The sequence below is a fragment of the Oscillibacter sp. genome, assembly GCF_031978065.1.
Classification (GTDB): domain Bacteria; phylum Bacillota; class Clostridia; order Oscillospirales; family Oscillospiraceae; genus Oscillibacter.
Genome location: NZ_DALZCH010000171.1, coordinates 1 through 4,040 on the forward strand (window position 1 = coordinate 1; position 4,040 = coordinate 4,040).

Consider the following 4,040-nt stretch of genomic DNA (forward strand, 5'->3'; position numbering starts at 1 on the left):
GTGAGCCGCCTAACGACGGGTCGTTGCTCTCGTATAGCTTGCTCTGGATGGTCAGCGTGCCGTTATCATCCACCGTCCGGCGCTCCAACAGTGTATAATATTTGCCGTTGTATGCCGTAGTCTCAGAAGTTCCGATATCGGTTATCCTGCCCTGTGTATCGCGGGAAAGCGGGATGAAGCAATCGCGGCGCACGATGGAGAAGTCAAAGCTACGCCCGGAAAGAACGGGCTTGATGAAGCACTCACCACCAACAAGGGCGTGTTGCATGGCTCCTGCCTTTGCCTTGTCCAGCTTATCCAAAAGCCCCGCCATGAAGTCCGCCTTTTGACCCTTGCTCTGGATGGATGCTGCATACTCCGAAAAGGCCGTTTTGGTGACCTTGTTGACAATCACCACCGGGAGACGCTGGCAATCATCCTCACCCTCCTGCGGCAATCCCTCAAGGTACATTGCAAGCCATACCCGGATGGCATTCTGCATTTGAGGTGAGGTGATGTCCTTTACCCGGTACGCCTGCTCAAAACTCTGTATTTTGTTGTCAAGCAGTGCGGAGAAGATACTCACTTACCCACCTCGTTTCTAATTACAATGCGGCGCTGGTTCCGGATGCCGTTTTCGAGCCCGCTGATATATGCATTCAATTGGTCGATTTCCTGCTTCTGCCGCTGAATCAATGCAAGCAGGCGTTTGTTCTCATCTTGCAGCTCTACCCGGCAGTAGTCAGGGAGGAACTTTGTATACAGCCAGCGTTTAAATTTAGTCATCGTCTTTTATCCCCCTCAGCTCTGGAATGCCGCGCAGCTCACGCCGCAACACCGTACTGCAAAAATACCGGATATCGTCCATGGCGTGGTCGTTGATCTTTAACGGTTTGTCCACCTCGGTCTTATCCGGCTTATCGTCCCATGCGTATAGCTCAAACTCGCGGATTGCGTCCGCGCAGTCCTTGTGTATTTTCAGCCGCCCAGCCCGCAGGAGCATAGACACAAGCCGGATGCCATCCAGCACTTCATTGCGGGCCTTGCGCACCGAAAACCGTCCATGACGGCGAATTGTCGTGATAAACGATGCCGCCGAAGGGTCAACAATTATGTGCTCTATCTGGTAATTGCCCGCCAACTTCTCCAGCGCGGTGTAATACTCCTCGTCCGTAAGCTGCGCCTTGCTCTCGCGTCCGGAATAGTAATACTCCTTTATCCGGGTAGCCACGCCATCGGAAAAGCACCACAGCCCAGCTGAGAACGGATTTAGAGTACCATAGTCAACTGAAATAAAATAACGCCCATTGGAGGGCGCTACGGATGTGGTATGTTTACTTTTATCAAACTCATAAATCAAGCCCTCTGCAACGCACCACTCGCCCAAGATGTACCGGCGATAGAACACGCCGGAATACATACGCTCATACCGCTCTCGGATGTCGTCAGCCAGCGAAGGATTGTCCGCCATGGTGAAATGCAGGTGATCTGCATCCCGTTCCTCGGGCTTCTTGACCCAATTCTTATAGAACCAGTGTTCAGGGCCTTCCGGGTTGCAATTGAACCAGAACTTTGAGCCGTATACAGAGCATCGTGCAAGCGCCTGTTCCACAAACGATTGCGGCATGAGGGCCACCTCGTCCAGCAACACTCCCGCCAGAGTAACGCCCTGTATCAGGGTGTAACTTGATTCATCTTTACCGCCGAAAATGTAAAAGACATTGGTTTTCTTCCCACGTGAAATGGTCAAAATATGGTTTGCAAAGCTGACTTTGAATTGCTCCCTGAGATACTTAATTCCCATCAACGGTCGAATTACATTGCGTTCAGCGGATTTCACTGTTTTGCCGCATATGCCGAAGCTCTGATTTGAGAAGTTGCCCATGGCCCACAGAACAAACGACAGGGACATGATGGAGGTCTTGCCCGACCGCACCGCGCCATCGCAGATCAGCGCCGTATGTCCCGTGTATGGCCATTTAAGTATCTTGATTTGTTTCTGTGACAGCATCGATTGTCTCCTTCAGGGATTTGGTGATGGGATCGTCTTCTGTGGACTGTGCTCCGGGAGCATTGATATCAACTCTATCCCGCCACTTATCCGGTTTTCGGTTTTTCAGCCAAAAGATTTGCGCCGTGGTATCTGGCTGCACTTCCTTTGTGACTTTCTTTGTGACTGTCAGGCAAGAGAACCCGGTTTCTTTATCTACGGTCTTTTCCCGTGTCACTTCGTCATAGTGATACCCAAGAGCGCGTTTCAGCAGCGCGTTTTCCACTTGGATATCAATAACTTCCTTGCCCCTTTTTAGGGCCTCCAAAACCTCTACATGATCGTTTTTCCAGTTGTATAGCGTGGCGGTTGATATCCCGCAGTTGGATGCTATCTGTTCATCTGTCAGCCCGTCCCTTGCCCAACCCTCCAGCAGCAAAAGCCCGTCCGGCTCCAACCACTTTTGAAACTTTCCTTTCGCCACAACGGGCTCACCTCCCTCTCTATTCCACCACCGGCCCCACCCTGCCTACGCTCACGCAATGTGATGGATAATACCCGCCTTTCGGCAACCAAAAAATCACATAAAGAAACCGGCCGCCCGGAGGCAGTCGGTTTCTATTTGTTTGGCCTCCGCATCCGTCATAAGCAGCTTACAAGCGGCAGGCATCACATTTGGATGCTCAGGATATACGGCGGTCATTTTTTGCTGGCCCGTGCAGTCACGTCTGACCGATTTCACCAGTAATACATCCCAGCCAACCAGCGTTGACCAAATTGCTTAAGGGCTATTCCCTTGACGCACGGTTTGATAAATCCTTACATGGTGCAAAGCCGTGGTGTCTCCCCACATAGCCTATTGGCTGCTCTGCATATTGGGCCTGACTGCACAATCGCAGTCTTTCCTCCAAGCGTATGCCCAGAGCGACGATCAGCCCGTAATCGTATGGCCGCTTTCCGCATGGCCACATTGGAGCCTGCTGACGGGAACCGGCGTATTTCATCCGGTATATTCACCCTGTACGCTGTCAGCTTTGGCATTTGGTGTTATCAGCAAGAGTCGAACTTGCAACCTCCCGATTATAAGTCGGGCGCTCTGCCAATTGAGCTATGATAGCATGGCCATCTTCCTGCTTAGATTATCACGTCATGGATTGCTTCATCAATGGTCTTACAAATCGCCATTTAAGCATCATTACAATGTACTTCTGCGATGTACCCACCATGCAGTTTTCAGCAAGCATTTTTATTCTGGTTCAGCCACGATGAACGGTCTGAAATCGTTCGGGAGCTACCCGACCACTGGCGGCAGATGTAGGATTCGAACCCACGCATACTGGCTATCTCATAAAAAGAATCACCTGCGCCTTACCTCTTGGCCAATCTGCCGTATTGGAGCCGCCGTATTTCAGACGGCTCCCTAAACTTTTTCTATCTTACACTTTACCACACATGGAGTATGACATTCTATGACATCTTTGTGAGAGCCTGCCCGTGGATGCGGATAATTTGCCTCCATGAGTAATTCATCTCAACCGCAATCTGCTCCCATGTCTTTCCCGATATGTACCGAAGCATTAAAACCCGGCGTAAGGTAGCATCCCCGACCGTCCCGATGTTGGCGCACACCTCGCGGCGTAAATCGCACAGCGCGTCCACCTTGCTATCAATCTCAGCGTCCAGTTCAACAACCTTTGCAATGCCGTCGGTCATTTTGTCACTCTCGCCTCCACCATGGGGCATACCGCTGATGCTGGTGGTCATCCGTGTGAGCCGGGACATAATGCGCTTCTTTTCCATGAGCAGGTCGTTTATCTCGTTATCTGCCGCCCGGTATCTTTGCAGGTATGCCTTTTTCTCTTGATTTGTCATTTGTTCCTCGATTCCTCCTCCATCTCCACCGCAAATGCAAGCCTGCAAAGCGCGTGTGCCAAATGGTCATTGCTCTTGTCCCCGTCCAGATACGCAAATAGATGCGTCAGTGCTCGTCCTACATGGTCATCAATGGGGATTTGTTTGTAATTGTCCTTGGGGTAATGGTGGATAGTGTCCGCCTCATACCGGACGCGTG

The 4,040-nt window shown here is 51.2% G+C and carries 6 protein-coding genes and 2 tRNA genes; all 8 read right to left on the reverse strand.

Features of this window, described 5'->3' with window-relative positions; translation table 11 throughout:
* Positions 1-565, reverse strand: a 565-nt coding sequence (locus RTK01_RS16090; protein ID WP_312281943.1) for a hypothetical protein, incomplete at its 3' end; no start/stop codon positions are given.
* Positions 562-765, reverse strand: coding sequence for a hypothetical protein (locus RTK01_RS16095; protein ID WP_312281944.1), 204 nt, complete (start codon positions 763-765; stop codon positions 562-564). The genes RTK01_RS16095 and RTK01_RS16090, both read right to left, overlap by 4 nt.
* Positions 758-1,990 carry a PBSX family phage terminase large subunit gene (locus RTK01_RS16100; protein ID WP_312281945.1) on the reverse strand — a complete coding sequence of 411 codons (1,233 nt, stop codon included), beginning with the start codon at positions 1,988-1,990 and terminating at the stop codon, positions 758-760. The genes RTK01_RS16095 and RTK01_RS16100 overlap by 8 nt, the downstream gene beginning before the upstream one ends.
* Positions 1,959-2,453 (reverse strand): transposase, encoded by a 495-nt coding sequence (locus tag RTK01_RS16105; RefSeq protein WP_312281946.1) that lies wholly within the window; start codon positions 2,451-2,453, stop codon positions 1,959-1,961. The genes RTK01_RS16100 and RTK01_RS16105 overlap by 32 nt, the downstream gene beginning before the upstream one ends.
* Before the next feature lie 558 nt (positions 2,454-3,011).
* Positions 3,012-3,087, reverse strand: a tRNA-Ile gene (locus RTK01_RS16110).
* 185 nt (positions 3,088-3,272) lie between these two features.
* Positions 3,273-3,358 (reverse strand) — tRNA-OTHER (locus RTK01_RS16115).
* Positions 3,359-3,436: 78 nt separating this feature from the next.
* Positions 3,437-3,841 carry a hypothetical protein gene (locus RTK01_RS16120; protein WP_312281947.1) on the reverse strand — a complete coding sequence of 135 codons (405 nt, stop codon included), beginning with the start codon at positions 3,839-3,841 and terminating at the stop codon, positions 3,437-3,439.
* A partial coding sequence (locus tag RTK01_RS16125; RefSeq protein WP_312281948.1) for a dATP/dGTP diphosphohydrolase domain-containing protein occupies positions 3,838-4,040 on the reverse strand: 203 nt, incomplete at its 5' end. The genes RTK01_RS16125 and RTK01_RS16120, both read right to left, overlap by 4 nt.

Coding starts and splice junctions, on each gene's coding strand:
- RTK01_RS16120 (WP_312281947.1), bottom strand. CDS start 3,841: ATGACAAATCAAGAGAAAAAGGCATACCTGCAAAGATACCGGGCGGCA.
- RTK01_RS16095 (WP_312281944.1), bottom strand. CDS start 765: ATGACTAAATTTAAACGCTGGCTGTATACAAAGTTCCTCCCTGACTAC.
- RTK01_RS16100 (WP_312281945.1), bottom strand. CDS start 1,990: ATGCTGTCACAGAAACAAATCAAGATACTTAAATGGCCATACACGGGA.